Source organism: Prevotella sp. P3-92 (assembly GCF_002251205.1).
Taxonomy (GTDB): Bacteria; Bacteroidota; Bacteroidia; order Bacteroidales; family Bacteroidaceae; genus Prevotella.
Window position 1 is genome coordinate 1 of sequence record NZ_NPJE01000030.1, and the last position, 15,094, is coordinate 15,094.

The window sequence follows — 15,094 nt, forward strand, 5'->3', positions numbered from 1 at the left end:
GTATATAGGACAAGAATCTGTGGCGGACTTGACATTTTTTCTCTCAAACACTGCCCGATTCGGGGAAATGACATTAGGTTTTTTATCCCGACTGGCTTATAATTCGGGGGTTTTATGTAAATTTGCAAAGGAAAACCGCCATGAGAGGCTTATACGGTTAAGAGTTGTTAAGATTGTGGCTGTCTCATGCAATCTATCCATATCATCGGCATTTACCAGATAAGAAACAATTTGAAATTAAAACCATACAACAACAATGAAGCACTACACAACAACCGCGGCGATACTATTGACTGCCGCCCTTACCGTTTCATGCAACAGTAGCAAGAAGCTCCAAAACCCCAACAACCCTTCGACAGACGATACTGTCGTTGTCACTCCCTCTAACTCTACAGATATGGATGAAGCATACCTCACACTCAGCGATGCACAGCGCGACATCGTCAACCGCAACAATGTCTTTGCACTACAGCTCTTCAATCAGGTTAGCGACCACAGCAGCAAAGTGGTGTCACCACTGAGCGTAGCATACCTCATGGGGATGTTGGCTAACGGTGCTGATGGTGTCAGCCAACAGGAAATCCTTAAAGCTATCGGCTGTGAGGGTATCGACATCAACGACCTCAACTCGCTCTATCAGAATATCCTGCATACTGCCGACCGACTGGATCAACAGACCACGGTAAGCATTGCCAACTATATTGCCGTGAACAAGGCATATCGGCTGCGTCCGCAGTTTGTCAGCACCGTGACAGACCATTACATGGCTGGGGTGGAAAGTCTGGATTTCAGCAATCCTGCCACAGTAAAACACATCAACAACTGGTGTTCCAAACATACTGACGGCATGATTCCTTCCATCATCGACCAGACTGATCCTGCTGCAGTATCTTATCTGATGAATGCCATCTATTTCAACGGCACGTGGGAGAAGAAGTTTGATGAACGCAAAACCAGTGAAGAGATTTTCCGTGGATACACCCGCGATATTCAAAAGGTGGAGATGATGCACCAACGTAACAAGTTCCTATACGCAGAAATGCCACTCTACAAAGCCGTTGTGCTGCCATACGGCAATGGTATCTATCACATGACGGTGTTGCTGCCCAACGAAGGTAAGAGCATCAACGAGATGATGGCATCTATCGACGCTTCGACACTCTCTACCCTGACCAGCAAGATGCATATCTGCAATGTCAATCTGCAACTGCCGAAGTTCACCACCGAGACCAACATCCCGCTCAACGGCATTGTCAGCACACTGGGAGCACCCAGCATCTTCAATCCTGCCGAAGCCGACTTCAGCAAGTTTGCCGATGGTCAGTTCTATGTATCACAGATGTTGCAGAAGGCTAAGATTGAAGTGAGCGAGAAGGGCACCAAGGCTGCTGCCGTTACTGCTGCTGTCATGCTGACGTCACTCGGTCCGACTGACTATCGTGATGTCAACTTCATTGCCGACCACCCGTTTGTCTATACCATCAGCGATTCGCTGAGCGGCACCCTGTTGTTCGTTGGCCAGTTTACTGGCAATAAGTAATCGATAAGGCGCAGCCCTTATCGCCCATTCCACTTCCGGTGATTGAATCCGCTTGGTTCAACCACCGGAAGTGTTTTTTTATCTCCATTGCCTTTCCCATACCCGTAACACGACTGTCGTACCATTGTCATTCACTTTCAACACCAGCGTAACAGACCTGTAATAAGAGACACGTAACTTTGCAGCCGAAATCATAATGGTAATAAGAAAGAAATGAAAATGAACAAGAGAATCATTGTTGCAGCATGTCTTGCAGTTGGTTGTTTGCAGACTTGGGCGCAACAAATCAAAGGTATCGTTAGCGATGCAAAAACGCAGGAAACATTGATCGGTGCGGTCATCTCAGTAGAGGATTCTAACCTGAAAGCTATCACCGATATGGAAGGTTGCTTTGCACTCGATGGACTCAAATCAGGAAAACACACCTTATTAATTAACTATATAGGCTACAAGACCTGCCAACTGCAGGTGGATGCACAAAAGGGCAACACACAAGTGGTGAAGGTGGCTCTCTCTCCTGACGAGCAACAGCTCAAGGAGGTGACGGTTACGGCGGTGGAACGCAAGAATACCGATGCTGCCATGGTACAGATGGCTAAACAGAGTGCGTTGGTCATGAACAATGTTTCGGCTCAGGAAATCAGCCGTACACAAGACACCAATGCGGGCGAGGTCATCCGCCGTGTACCTGGTGTAAGCCTCATCGACGATAAGTTTGTGATGGTGCGCGGACTCTCTCAACGCTACAATAATGTATGGGTGAACGGAGGGGCAGTGCCCAGTAGTGAAGCTGACTCAAGGGCGTTCTCGTTTGACATCATACCCAGTTCGCAGATTGACAACCTCACCATCGTCAAATCTCCTTCTGCAGAATATCCTGCCGACTACTCTGGCGGTTTCATCATCGTCAATACCAAGGAGATTCCTACATCCAATGGTTTCTCGCTGATGCTGGGTGGCAACTGGAATACCTCTACCGCCATGAAGGACTTCAGCTATTACAAGGGTTCTGCCACAGACTTCCTCGGATTCGACAATGGCAAGCGCAGCATGGACATGCCGTTCAACTACGATTGGGCGGTGAAGAGCAAAAAGCCATTCGGCGATCTGAAACTGGCGGCAAGCATGAACCACCGTTGGAACCTGAACGGACGCACCCTCGGACTGTTGGCTGCGATCAACTACACCAACGAATACCGCACATACGAAAACATGGAGAACAACCTCTTCGGCATTTATGATGCGGTGAACAACAAGCCCAACTTTCTGCGCTATTCTGTTGACGACCAGTATAACAATAATGTGAGACTGGGGGCCATGGTCAACCTTACCCTGCTCTCACGCAACGGAAAGCATAAATACCAACTCAAAAATATCTTCAACCAACTGGCTACCAGCCGATACACCTGGCGTGACGGTGTTAGCGCACAGTCGGATATGGAGCGCAGCGCGGAATACTACTATCGAAGCCGTACCACGTACAACGGACAGCTGACGGGAAAACACTCGTTTACTGACGATACCTTCGACTGGAATATCGGTTATGCCTATGCCAATCGAAGATTGCCTGATCGCAAGCGCTATATGGTGAACGATGCACTTGAAACGGGAGTGTTTGCTCTCAGCACAGGCAACGATGTGAAACGCGAATGGACTGCACTCGATGAACACATCGCCTCTGTAGCACTCAACGAGAAACACCATTTCACGCTTGGTTCATGGAAACCTGATCTCATGGCTGGTACCTATGGCGAATACCGCACAAGAGCGTATGAAGCTCACGAGTTCTACTACCAATGGAATCCCGGCAACAACACATTGCCCAGCGACTTCCAATACATGGATGTGCCAACACTCCTTGGTAATCCCGACAATCTGGGCGACAATAAGCTCTACCTCTTCGAACAACTGCAGATGCGCAACAACTATCGGGGACACAACATCTTAGGGGCTGGTTATCTCAACATGATGCTGCCATTCGGCAAGGTGACTGTCAATGCTGGACTGCGCTTCGAGCACAACGATATGGAACTCATCTCCAACACTCGCGACAACGAAAAGAGCGAACAGAGTCGCCACTATCGCACCAACGACCTCTTCCCCTCACTCAATGCCACCTATCGCATGAACGATATTCACCAAGTCAGACTCTCCTATGGACAAAGCATCAACAGACCGGAGTTTCGCGAAGTGGCATCGTCGGTCTATTACGACTTCGACCTGGCAAGCGATGTGCAGGGTAATACCGAACTGAACAACTGCTACATCGACAATATCGACCTGCGCTATGAAATCTACCCCAGTCGAGGCGAACTCATCTCGCTGGCACTCTTCTACAAGCATTTCGATTCACCCATCGAATGGACCTACACCGTGGCAGGTGGCACCAACCTCATCTATTCCTATAAGAATGCACGGAGCGCAAACAACTACGGTATAGAACTCGATATCCGCAAAAACCTCGCCTTCATCGGTCTCCCTGACTTCAACTTGTCGTTCAATGGGGCACTCATCAAGAGTAAGGTGGCTTTCGCTCCTGGCAGCAAAGAGGAAAACAGACCCATGCAGGGACAGTCGCCATACCTCATCAACACTGGACTGTTTTACAAAAACAAACCACTGAACCTCGATGTGGCGGTACTCTACAACCGCATCGGAAAGCGCATCATCGGTGTGGGACGCAGCGAAGGAAGCAGTGCCTCTGACGAGAATGCTCGTGTGCCTCATAGCTATGAGATGCCTCGCAACGTGATCGACCTCTCTGCCACGAAGCGCTTTGGGGAGCACTGGGAAATCAAACTCCTGGTGCGCGACCTCTTGGCTGAAAAGGTTTACTACAAACAGTTTGCCGACGTGACATACACCGATGGTAGCCAGCGTACCGTCGAAGAGGTGGCGCGATGCTATAAACCCGGTCGCAACATTGGTTTGCAGGCCATCTACAAATTCTAATACGAAATTGATAATATACTGAAATAACAGATGTTTTGTTTAATCAAAAAAAAAGTAACAAGATGAAAAAGATGAATTTCATGGGATGCATGGGCATCCTCGCAATGACGGCTATGATGGCCGCATGCAGCAGCAGTAACGATGATCCTACACCAGACCCTAATCCACAACCTGGACAGAATACGGTCTATAAATGGACCAAAGACGGAGGACTCAATGCCTGCGACCATATACTCTTCGATGCTGACGGCAAAGAAGATGCCAATGGTACTGTCATTGGCAACGGCGATCAGGAGTTTGTATTCACTGGCAAGCAACAACTCAAAAAAGGTACATACACGCTGAAAGGATGGATCTATATCGCAGCAGGAGCAGAACTGACCTTCGAACCGGGAAGTGTCATCAAGGGTGACAAGACCACCAAGGCAACGCTTATTGCTGAGCGTGGCGGTAAAATCATTGCACAGGGTTCGGCAACCGAACCGATCGTCTTTACTTCTGCTGCGGCTGCCGGACAGCGTCGCCCCGGTGACTGGGGGGGAATCATCCTCTGCGGTAAAGCGCGCAACAACCAAACGGAGATGCAGATTGAAGGTGGACCACGCACCAAGCACGGCGGCAATGACGATGCCGACAACTCAGGTGTTTTGAGCTATGTTCGTATCGAGTTTGCTGGATATCCCTTCAAGGCTGACCAGGAAATCAACGGTCTGACTTTGGGTAGCGTAGGTTCTGCCACCAAGATCGACCACGTACAGGTTTCATTCTCCAACGACGACTCGTTTGAATGGTTCGGTGGTGCGGTCAACTGCAAATACCTCATTGCCTACAAAGGATGGGACGATGACTTCGATACCGACAACGGCTTCTCTGGTAAGGTGCAGTTCGGTCTTGCCGTACGCGACCCGAAGATTGCCGACCAGAGCCAGAGCAACGGTTTCGAAAGCGACAACTGTTCTGATGGTTCTCAGCTTTCTCCTTACACCACTGCCACCTTCTCCAACATCACCTTCGTTGGTCCAAAATCGGCTTCTGACTTTGTCAACGACAAGAGCTATATCACTGCTGGCAACTATTTTCCCAACAACGGTTCGGGTCTCGGACGTTTCCAGGCTGCCATGCAGATTCGCCGTTCGTCACGTCTAAACTGTGTCAATTCGCTGGTTATGGACTGGCCTATCGGTCTGATTGTTGATGGTGAAAAGGGCAATACTCCTGAAGAAGCAAGCAAGGGAACACTGCATCTGCAAAACATACTGATGGCTAATCTTGACATCATCGGTTCGGATGCCAACAAGAGCTACGAGGATAAGGAATACGACTTCGCCAACAAAACGGTAAAGGCTGACAGCAAACAGTCATACTCTCACACCTTCTTCGCTGCTCAGCCTGGCAACAAGGCACTGGCAGACAAGACTTCATTGAAACTAACTGACACCAAAGGCGTTGGCGTAGCGATCATTCCCCAGAGTGGCAGTGCTGTGTTTGGCGCACAGAACTTCAAGGGTCTCGACAGCTGGTTTACTTCTGTCAACTACGTTGGAGCATTCAATGCCAACGACAACTGGCTCGATGGTTGGACAAACTTCGACCCTCAGAATGCCAAGTATTAATCCCAACCGACTGATTAGGGTAAAACCTTACATACATACGTTTCTTACATACGTTCTCTCGTTTAGAGGCACGACCTGTCAAACAGGTATCGTGCCTCTTTTTTATCCACATTACGACACATACTATTACCAACTTACCGATTGAACATGAAACACATTTGCAACCCAGTTGCAGAAAATAGCAGTTGATACTTATATCATACTTCGATATTAAGACGTTTCATTAATTTTGCACGGAATAAAAAAAAGAAAACCTGAAAAAATATGAAAGACAATATCAAACGACTGGCAATAGTGATAGCCGCAACACTGGTGGCTGTAGGTGGATTTACACTACTGTCACACGGTGACGACGATCACCACGATGCACATGCAGGACATAGTCAGGCAGAAGACGAACACCACGATGAAGAACAAGATTTCAAAAACATACCTCTAACAGCTAAACAGATTGCTACTATAGACTTAAAAACTGACTCTGTGCAACACCGTGAACTCGATGCTACCATCCGCGTCAACGGGTCGATAGTTTTGCGCCCACAGTCGATGGGTAATGTTGCCTCACTAATGGGTGGCGTGGTAAAGAACATCCTCGTGAAAAACGGACAACACGTGACAAAAGGTCAGGTGGTGGCAACCATAGAAAATACTGATGTGGTGACACTACAACGCGAATACTATGCTGCCTACAAAGAATGTGAAATGGCACAAATAGAAAAGCAACGCCAAGAAACACTGGCACAGCAGGGGGCTGGTGTGCAGAAGAACCGCCAACAGGCTGAACGCAACTATCAAGTGGCGCACGCCACCATGATAGGTATTGGTCGCCAACTGCAACAAATGGGCATCAGTACCCATGCCGTAGGACGAGGACAGTTTACCACAACATTCCCTCTGCGTGCTCCCATCAGCGGAACAGTATGTCAACTCAATGCACCACTGGGCAGCTATGCTGATATGCAAACACCACTGATGACAATCCGCAATAATGATCAAGTGGAGTGCGACCTGAACGTCTTTGAGAAAGACCTGCAGAAAGTGAATAAAGGAGACCGCGTATTGCTGGCTCTCACCAACCAACCCGGCATAGAAGTCAGCGGACAGGTTTATGGCATCAACGACTATTTCAACGATGGTACAAAGAGTGTTGCCGTACATGTGAAACTGGACGGTAACGCCAAAGCACGACTGATAGACGGTATGTTTGTCACAGGACGCATTGCCACTGGCAGACAGCGTTGCAAAGCACTGCCCTCAAAAGCCATTGTCAATACCGATGGTAAAACCTACATCTTTGCACTCGACAAAAAAGGAAAAAACGGGGACTGTGTGTTCTCACGACATGAGGTGACAACCGGAGTGACCGATTCTGGATATACCGAGGTGGAACTCTGTAAACACATACAAGACGGACAGCAAATCGTAACAGAAAACGTGTTCTATCTGGCTTCGCTCATCGGTGAACACGGTGAACACAACCATTAATATAGCTAATACCTCTCTATGTTTCAGAAACTGATAGATTTTTCCGTCACACACAAACTGACGATAGGCATTCTGACCCTTGCCATGGCGGTATGGGGTATCGTATCATTGGTGCATCTTCCCTTCGATGCCACACCGGATATTACTGACAATCAAGTACAGGTCATCACCCAAGCTCCTGCACTGGGCGCACAAGAGGTGGAACAATACATCACCACTCCGATAGAAATGGCATTAGCCAATATCCCGCGACTGGAAGAAAGACGCAGTATCTCACGTAGCGGACTATCGGTCATCACACTTGTGTTTGACGATGCTGCCGACATCTACTGGGCTCGCTCACAGGTGAGCCAAGTACTGATGGACGTGACCAAGGAACTGCCTGCCAATACAGATACCGAGATGGGACCTATTGCCACCGGACTGGGCGAAATATACCACTATACCATAAGAGCCAAAGAGGGCTATGAAGACAAATACACGCTGACGCAATTGCGCACCATGCAAGACTGGATAGTACGCAAACAACTGTCGGGTACACCTGGTGTGGCTGAGGTGAGCGGATGGGGAGGATTTGTCAAACAGTATGAAGTGGCTATCGAAACCAACCGACTGACTGCCTACGGACTGACTGTGGGCGATGTCTTTGAAGCACTGCAAAAGAACAATGCCAATACGGGCGGCAGCTATATCGAACAGGACGCTAACCAATACTACATCCGCGGATTGGGTGTGCTGACCTCTGCTGACGATCTGCGCCAAGTGGCTGTCAAGACTGTTGATGGCAACGTAGTGAGCGTGGGTAATGTGGCTACCATACAGATGGGACATGCAACACGTTTCGGAGCAGTAACACGCAACGGTAATGGTGAAGCGGTGGCAGGTATTGCCATCATGCTGAAAGGTGAAAACTTCCAAGAAGTGAGCCAACGCGTAAAGGATCGCATCAGCCAGATACAGAAATCACTACCGGAAGGTGTGGTCATCGAACCATTCATAGACCGTACCAATCTGGTGAACCGCGTGGAACATACCATTGCACGCAACCTCATCGAAGGCGGACTCATCGTCATCTTCGTGCTGATACTCTTTCTCGGCAACTGGCGGGCAGGCATCGTTGTGGCAAGTGTTATCCCACTGAGTATGCTCTTTGCTTTCGGCATGATGAAGACATTCGGCATTGACGGTAACCTGATGAGTTTGGGAGCCATAGACTTTGGTATGATAGTCGATTCGGCGGTAATCATCATCGAAGCGGTGGTGACCCATATCAACAGTAGTGCCGACAAATACCCTACCCTACGGCTGACACGTCAGGAGATGGACAACGAGGTGCATTTCTCGGCATCACGCATCAGGCAGAGTGCTGCCTTCGGCGAAATCATCATCATGATTGTCTATATCCCATTGATGACACTCATAGGAATTGAAGGAAAAATGTTCCGCCCCATGGCATTGACAGTATTCTTTGCCATAGTCGGCGCCTTTATCCTTTCATTGACCTATGTGCCGATGGCAAGTTGCACATTCCTCAGCAGAAAGGTACATACCCAAGAAACGGTTTCCGACAGGATGCTTGCCAAACTGCAAGAATGGTATCGACCGATATTGGAATGGACGCTGCAACGTCGCAAAGATGTCATTACCATTGCCGTTGCACTGTTCTGCGTCAGCGGTATAGGCTTCAAGTTTTTGGGCGGTGAATTCATCCCAAGTCTGGAAGAAGGCGACTTTGCCATCGAGATGAGTATGGCACAAGGCACGTCGCTCTCACAAATGGTGGAGAGTTGCAGCAAAGCAGAACAACTCCTGAAAGCCAAATATCCTGAAGTAAAACAGGTGGTGAGTCGTATCGGCAGTGCCGAGATTCCTACAGACCCGATGCCGGTGGAACGTGCTGACATCATGGTGGCACTGAAGCCAAAAGCCGAATGGACTTCGGCAAAGACTACCGACCAACTCATGGCGATGATGTCGGAAACACTAAAGAACATTCCCGGTCTTGAAGCCGAACTGACCCAACCCATACAAATGCGAAACAATGAATTGCTGACGGGTATCAAACAGGATGTAGCCATCAAAGTGTTTGGCGAAGACCTCAACGTATTGCAACAGCAAGCTGCTAAGATTGCAGGACTGGTGCGCAACGTAAGAGGTGTCAGCGGCGTACAGGTGGAACAGGTTTCTGGACTCCCGCAAATACAAGTGCGCTACAACCACAACCGCATGGCTGCCTATGGTGTCAGCGTAGATGATGTGAACCGCATACTTGAAACAACATTTGCAGGCGCCACAGCAGGTGCTATCTATGAAGGCGAGAAGAAATTTGACGTGGTGGTACGACTCGACAATCGCAACCGCACGGTTGAAGAACTTCGACAGTTGGCAATTCCCGTTGGCGAGGGCATTACGGTGCCTTTAGAACAATTGGCAGATATTGTCAATGAGCCTGCTCCGTCACAGGTTTCCCACGAGAATGGCGAGCGCCGCATTTACGTCGGTTTCAATATCAAGGGACGCGACATGCAGTCAACCGTGGAGGAGATAGAAACGCTGATGAACGAAAAGGTGCAACTGCCCGAAGGCTATTATTACACCTATGGCGGTGAATTCCAGAATATGCAGAGTGCTATCAACAGACTGAGCATTGTAGTGCCTATCGCGCTACTGATCATTCTGCTGTTGCTCTATGCCACGGTGAAGAACCTGCGCGAATCACTCTTTGTATTCTCTGCCATCCCATTGGCTTCCATCGGTGGCGTATGGGCTTTATGGCTCAGAGGTATGCCCTTCTCCATATCGGCAGGTGTTGGTTTTATTGCCCTCTTCGGTGTGGCTGTGCTCAACGGTATTGTACTGGTGGGACAGATGAACCAAATGCAACGTGAAGGCATAGCGGACATCAACCAACGCATCACACAGAGTTGTATGATTCGCTTGCGCCCTGTTCTGATGACTGCCCTTGTGGCGTCAATGGGTTTCCTGCCTATGGCAATCTCTACAGGCGATGGCGCAGAAGTGCAACGCCCGTTGGCAACAGTAGTGATCGGTGGACTCATCACTTCCACCCTGCTCACACTTCTGGTATTGCCTGCGATTTACCGCACCTTTAAAAAAGAATAAATCACACATCTTATATATATTAAAGAGTAAGACACTATGCGACACATCATCCTCACAATAATGGGTACGATAATAAGTGGTGCTGCCATGGCACAAATGCGCCACCTGTCACTTCAAACATGTATTGACATGGCGATGAAGCAGAGCCCGACAATACGTATGGCAAACAAACAAGTGGAACGGGCGCAGGCATTGCAAGGCACGGCATGGGACTTGGAAAAGACAGAGCTGTCGCTTTCGCAAGACCCTACATCGGGAGGTAGTCCTGACAACGCACTGTCGGTAACGCAGAGTTTCGACTTTCCCACAGTATATATTGCCCGACGTCAACAGTTAAAAGCTGAGACACAAGCCGAAAGGAGCAGACTGGAGATGGAACAAAAAAACGTGGAGGCTGCTGTGGCTTCTGCCTATTTCCAACTGGTTTATCAGGAACAATGCCTTCGTAACCTAAGAAGACAAGACAGCATCATGACACGCTACCGTACCGTGGTGCGCCAACGTATGGAGGCTGGAGAGACAGGCAGACGTGAACTCATCAATGCAGAACGCTTACAGCGCGAAAACCAACTCGACATCGTAAAAGCTGAAAATGAGGCTGAGAATGCTCGATTGCAACTGATGCAGGTGATTGGCACCGATGAACCCATCACTGCCGCAGACGAACTGTTAACTCCCATAGAATTCGTCCTACCGGCCTATAACTATCAACAAACTCCAGAAGGACGCTTCTCCAACGACAAACTGCAAGCTGCTGAACGCCAGGTGAAGGTAGAAAAAAGCGGTTATGCCCCTTCCCTCTCACTCTCACTACGCAATCAGATGGTTATCTCTTCATGGAATCCCTACAACGAAGACCGTAGCAGATATGACGGTGGAAACTTCATGGGCTTTGAGGTTGGTGTAGGCATTCCCTTGTTTTATGGCGCTACCAAAGCACGCGTCAAGGCTGCTAAAGCTGAGCGCGAACAATTGCAAATACAGATTCAACAGGAAGCACAACAACGTGAATCTCAATACAACGCACTATTGAGCCGTTGCAATGCTGCACGCCAACGAGTGGAATACTACGCGGAAAACGGTTGTCAATGGAACGATGAGATGGTAAGACTTGCCACAGCTGAATACGAACAAGGCGAAATCGGATATGTAGAATATGTAGGCATACTGAAAGATGAAATCGATGTCTATCAGAAACGCGCAGAAGCCATCAATGAATACAACCAAACCGTCATAGAACTACAGCGTCTGTGCGGTTCTAAATGATATTTACCACATCTATTCTTCATAGACAAACATCCTTTGTCCATAGACGAACCAGTATCCTTGCCCCCCATGATCCAAGAACAAATCAGGGAGTAAGGATACAAAAATATTATAAAAAGAGGTTTTTTGTTTTGGTCTTTCGAAAAAAATACTATACCTTTGCAAAATACACCAAACCAAAAAAACCTATGAGACAGCTGAAGATCAACACATCCATCACCAACCGAGAGAGCGAATCTCTCGAGAAGTACTTGCAGGAAATCGGTAAAGAAGAACTGCTAACAGTAGATGAGGAAGTGGAATTGGCACAGCGTATTCAGAAAGGCGACAAGCGCGCTTTGGAGAAACTGACAAGGGCCAATTTACGTTTCGTTGTTTCAGTAGCCAAGCAATATCAGAACAGAGGACTATCATTGCCCGACCTCATCGACGAGGGCAATATAGGACTCATCAAGGCTGCTGAAAAATTTGACGAGACACGAGGCTTTAAGTTTATATCTTATGCCGTTTGGTGGATCAGACAAAGTATCCTGCAAGCCATTGCAGAACAGAGCCGATTGGTCAGAATGCCACTCAATCAACAAAGTGCGTTGAGCAGAGTGACCCATGAGGCTAATAAGTTTGAACAAGAACACGAGCGGAAACCATCGTCGGAAGAACTGATGCAGCTTGTTGATTTGCCGCAGGATAAAATTGACGAAGCGCTCAATGCTCACACATGCCATGTATCGATGGATGCTCCATTTGCCGATGGTGAAGACAGTAGCCTCATCGACGTGATGGAAGATACCAACTCACCGATGGCTGACCGAGAACTCGTAAGAGAATCGCTGCGAGCAGAAATAGAGAATGCGCTGAAAACACTCTCCAACAAAGAGCGCTCTGTAATAGAAGCCCTCTACGGTATCAACTCACCAGAGATGACCATGGAAGAGGTGGGTGAAAAATACGGTCTGTCCCGCGAACGTGTCAGACAGATTAAGGAGAAAGCCATTAGGAGGCTACGTAATAATACGAACAACACGATGTTAAAATCATATTTAGGACAATGAAAACAATGACAAAAGCAATATTATTGCTTCTCATGGCGCTAACCATGCCAATGGTAGTCAACGCCAAAAACATAAAGACTCCGAAAGTCTATATCTTTGGATTTTCAGCTTCTTTCCAAGATTCCACCATCTACATGACCGATGTGCAGGAAATCACCAACGTCTGGATAGAAAGCAAAACAAAATTTCTGTTGGGCAGAGAACACTACTCACGCCAACTCAACGAATACCTCACAGCACAACAACACCCCAATAGGGTTTGCTTGGTAATATTTGCACTCAAAAGAGAAGATGCAGAGAAGAAATATCTCAAAATGAGAAAACAATACACGTCGAAGTCGAAACGCAAATACGATATGAAGTATCTCAATACCAACGACTTCAAATTCTCTACAGTCAATCTTGACATAGAAGAAGAACCAAAGAAATAAACGCAGAAAAGATAGTAAACAGTGTTTCGGTCTGCCGCTGGCATCAGCAATGGTGCGAGAGGAAAGTCCGGGCAGCATAGGACGTCCCACTTCCGAAAACAGAAGCAGTTGGCGACAGCTGGATATGGAAGAAGAGAATGACCGCCCGCAAGGGTAAGGGTGAGAAGGTGGTGTAAGAGACCACCAGCCGACGGGTGATCGTCGGGCTGTTCCATCTGGGAGCTGCAAGTTCACGTAAACCATCGTCTGAGGGTTGTCCGCCCGAGTAACAACGATGGAGGGTAGAATGCTAGAGACGTAGGGTGACCTGCGTAGTAGATAAATGGCAGACGCCTTGCCTTAGCAAGGAACAGAACCCGGCTTACAGAAACACTGTTTACTCTTTTTTTTATATTCTTTACTTTCCTTATCTTCCTACAACATGCGCTACAACTCCTACAGTACATGGATACGGCAACAGTTTCCATTTCGCGTACAGAAGATTTCCGTTGATGCTGGTTTCTCTTGTCCCAACCGAGATGGACACATCAGTACAGGAGGGTGTATCTTCTGCGACAACCGTACCTTCAATCCATCATACTGTAATCCTGAGAAATCCATCACTACACAACTGGAAGAGGGAAAACAGTTTTTCAGTCATAAATATCCGGATATGAAATATCTGGCATATTTTCAAGCGTACTCCAACACTTATGCAGATATAGACACACTGAAACGCCGCTACGAGGAAGCTCTTGACGTAGAAAACGTGGTAGGACTGGTCATCGGCACACGCCCAGACTGCATAGACGCAACAACACTCAACTATCTGGAACAACTGAACCAACAGACCTTTCTCATCGTGGAATACGGCATCGAGTCTGCCAACAACACCACGCTGCAACTCATCAACCGCGGACATACTTTTGAGACATCATGTCAAGCAATCAAAGCAACTCATGACAGAGACATACTTACTGGTGGGCACGTCATATTGGGACTTCCTGGTGAAGATGAGACAGAAAGCATGCGCCAAGCCGATTTGATATCTGCCCTACCACTCGACTTATTAAAAATCCATCAATTGCAAATCATTAAAGGCACACCATTGGCACGCCTATACCAACAAAATCCTTTTCCGCTCTATACCGTTGATGAATACATCCGTTTGGTTACAGCCTATTTGGAAAGACTAAGACCTGACATCGTGGTAGAGCGTTTCGTGTCACAATCGCCAAAAGAGATGAAGATTGCCCCACAATGGGGATTGAAAAACCATGAGTTTACCGACCGCCTTCTAAACTATATGACGAGGACAAATGCCCAACAAGGCCGGCTCTATCATGCACTCGGATATCAATAAGGTTTTATGACTGGCAATAGTCTTATGAACAATTGGGGATTAATAGCAATCATTATATGATGGTATCAGCCCCGTTTTTGAAGCACCCAACGCTGAGTATATATTTACACCACATTATCTTACACCCATTACAGTATTACAGTATTACAGTTTTCAAAAAGCACACTAGTGTCCACTAAATAAATTTAAGACTTAATTCTCTTACAGTTTGTAACTTCTCGGCAGGTTCGCTTTTGCCGAGCAAATCTACGAGAGGGGTTCTGTCCAACAATGAGACAGATAAAATTCTT

At 47.7% G+C, this 15,094-nt stretch carries 9 protein-coding genes and 1 other RNA gene; all 10 read left to right on the top strand.

Going from position 1 to position 15,094, the window contains the following annotated elements; all coding sequences use genetic code 11:
* Nucleotides 1–256 precede the first annotated feature (256 nt).
* The 10 genes from CIK93_RS04490 to CIK93_RS04535 all read left to right on the top strand — a co-directional run bounded on the left by CIK93_RS04490 (nt 257) and on the right by CIK93_RS04535 (nt 14,804).
* The gene (locus tag CIK93_RS04490) at nt 257–1,540 is read left to right on the top strand and encodes a serpin family protein (RefSeq protein ID WP_094390565.1); all 1,284 of its coding nucleotides are present in this window, start codon (nt 257–259) and stop codon (nt 1,538–1,540) included.
* A gap of 213 nt (nt 1,541–1,753) precedes the next feature.
* Nucleotides 1,754–4,492 carry a TonB-dependent receptor gene (locus tag CIK93_RS04495; RefSeq protein ID WP_094446707.1) on the top strand — a complete coding sequence of 913 codons (2,739 nt, stop codon included), beginning with the start codon at nt 1,754–1,756 and terminating at the stop codon, nt 4,490–4,492.
* A 62-nt stretch (nt 4,493–4,554) separates the two neighbouring features.
* Nucleotides 4,555–6,105: a hypothetical protein gene (locus CIK93_RS04500; protein ID WP_094390567.1), complete on the top strand. Its 1,551-nt coding sequence runs from the start codon at nt 4,555–4,557 to the stop codon at nt 6,103–6,105.
* A gap of 264 nt (nt 6,106–6,369) precedes the next feature.
* The gene (locus CIK93_RS04505; RefSeq protein ID WP_094446708.1) at nt 6,370–7,590 is read left to right on the top strand and encodes an efflux RND transporter periplasmic adaptor subunit; all 1,221 of its coding nucleotides are present in this window, start codon (nt 6,370–6,372) and stop codon (nt 7,588–7,590) included.
* Between the two features lie 18 nt (nt 7,591–7,608).
* Nucleotides 7,609–10,713 (top strand): efflux RND transporter permease subunit, encoded by a 3,105-nt coding sequence (locus CIK93_RS04510; RefSeq protein WP_094446709.1) that lies wholly within the window; start codon nt 7,609–7,611, stop codon nt 10,711–10,713.
* Nucleotides 10,714–10,749: 36 nt separating this feature from the next.
* On the top strand, nt 10,750–11,979 hold the full coding sequence (locus CIK93_RS04515; protein ID WP_094446710.1) for a TolC family protein: 1,230 nt from the start codon (nt 10,750–10,752) through the stop codon (nt 11,977–11,979).
* 188 nt (nt 11,980–12,167) lie between these two features.
* Nucleotides 12,168–13,031 carry an RNA polymerase sigma factor RpoD/SigA gene (locus CIK93_RS04520; protein ID WP_094390571.1) on the top strand — a complete coding sequence of 288 codons (864 nt, stop codon included), beginning with the start codon at nt 12,168–12,170 and terminating at the stop codon, nt 13,029–13,031.
* 5 nt (nt 13,032–13,036) lie between these two features.
* Complete coding sequence (locus CIK93_RS04525) at nt 13,037–13,462, top strand: hypothetical protein (RefSeq protein WP_144007364.1); 426 nt, start codon at nt 13,037–13,039, stop codon at nt 13,460–13,462.
* Nucleotides 13,463–13,480: 18 nt separating this feature from the next.
* Nucleotides 13,481–13,842: RNase P RNA component class A (gene rnpB / locus CIK93_RS04530), an RNA gene on the top strand.
* A 41-nt stretch (nt 13,843–13,883) separates the two neighbouring features.
* The gene (locus CIK93_RS04535) at nt 13,884–14,804 is read left to right on the top strand and encodes a TIGR01212 family radical SAM protein (RefSeq protein ID WP_094446711.1); all 921 of its coding nucleotides are present in this window, start codon (nt 13,884–13,886) and stop codon (nt 14,802–14,804) included.
* Nucleotides 14,805–15,094 lie beyond the last annotated feature (290 nt).

Bases quoted from the DNA above. Each gene is read 5' to 3' on its own strand.
- CIK93_RS04490 (WP_094390565.1), top strand. From the start codon at position 257: ATGAAGCACTACACAACAACCGCGGCGATACTATTGACTGCCGCCCTT.
- CIK93_RS04495 (WP_094446707.1), top strand. From the start codon at position 1,754: ATGAAAATGAACAAGAGAATCATTGTTGCAGCATGTCTTGCAGTTGGT.
- CIK93_RS04500 (WP_094390567.1), top strand. From the start codon at position 4,555: ATGAAAAAGATGAATTTCATGGGATGCATGGGCATCCTCGCAATGACG.
- CIK93_RS04505 (WP_094446708.1), top strand. From the start codon at position 6,370: ATGAAAGACAATATCAAACGACTGGCAATAGTGATAGCCGCAACACTG.
- CIK93_RS04510 (WP_094446709.1), top strand. From the start codon at position 7,609: ATGTTTCAGAAACTGATAGATTTTTCCGTCACACACAAACTGACGATA.
- CIK93_RS04515 (WP_094446710.1), top strand. From the start codon at position 10,750: ATGCGACACATCATCCTCACAATAATGGGTACGATAATAAGTGGTGCT.
- CIK93_RS04520 (WP_094390571.1), top strand. From the start codon at position 12,168: ATGAGACAGCTGAAGATCAACACATCCATCACCAACCGAGAGAGCGAA.
- CIK93_RS04525 (WP_144007364.1), top strand. From the start codon at position 13,037: ATGACAAAAGCAATATTATTGCTTCTCATGGCGCTAACCATGCCAATG.
- CIK93_RS04535 (WP_094446711.1), top strand. From the start codon at position 13,884: ATGCGCTACAACTCCTACAGTACATGGATACGGCAACAGTTTCCATTT.